The sequence below is a fragment of the Nonomuraea sp. NPDC048916 genome (genome assembly GCF_040649575.1).
Classification (GTDB): Bacteria; Actinomycetota; Actinomycetes; order Streptosporangiales; family Streptosporangiaceae; genus Nonomuraea.
In genome coordinates, this window is record NZ_JBEZFS010000180.1 from 1 (window position 1) to 564 (window position 564).

Genomic DNA, 564 nt, shown 5'->3' on the forward strand with positions numbered 1-564 from the left:
TGTGCCGACGCCGCATGTGGATTGGTCTGCGGGGTCGGTGCGGTTGTTGACCGAGGCGGTGGAGTGGCGGCGTGAGGGGCGGCCGCGGCGGGCGGGGGTGTCGTCGTTCGGGCTGAGCGGCACCAACGCCCACGTCATTCTTGAAGAGGGGCCCTCGGAGTCCGGGTCCCAGGTGGAGCGACCCGCTCCGGCGAGCGTGGCCCCGCCCGCCGTTCCCTGGCTGATCTCGGCCAGGACGCCGCAGGCGCTGAAGGCGCAGGCCGCGCGGCTCGCCTCCGACGTGGCAGCCCGGCCCGGCACGAGACCGCTGGACGTGGCCTACTCCCTGCTGACCTCGCGCGCCCGGATGGAGCACAGCGCGGTCGTGGGCGCCGAGGACCTGCTTCGTGGTCTGGACGGCATCGACCCCATCGCCCGCGTCGAGGGCAGGACCGGCTTCGTGTTTTCGGGTCAGGGGGGGCAGTGGGTGGGGATGGGGCGGGGGTTGTATGAGCGTTTTGGGGTGTTCGCGGGGGCGTTGGATGAGGTGGTGGGTGGGTTCGGGGGTGTGGTGGGTGGGGGTTT

The 564-nt window shown here is 72.3% G+C and carries 1 protein-coding gene; it reads left to right on the top strand.

Annotation, left to right across the window (positions count from 1 at the left end; genetic code table 11):
* Nucleotides 1-46 precede the first annotated feature (46 nt).
* A partial coding sequence (locus tag AB0C16_RS40325; RefSeq protein ID WP_357691452.1) for a ketoacyl-synthetase C-terminal extension domain-containing protein occupies nucleotides 47-564 on the top strand: 518 nt, incomplete at its 3' end.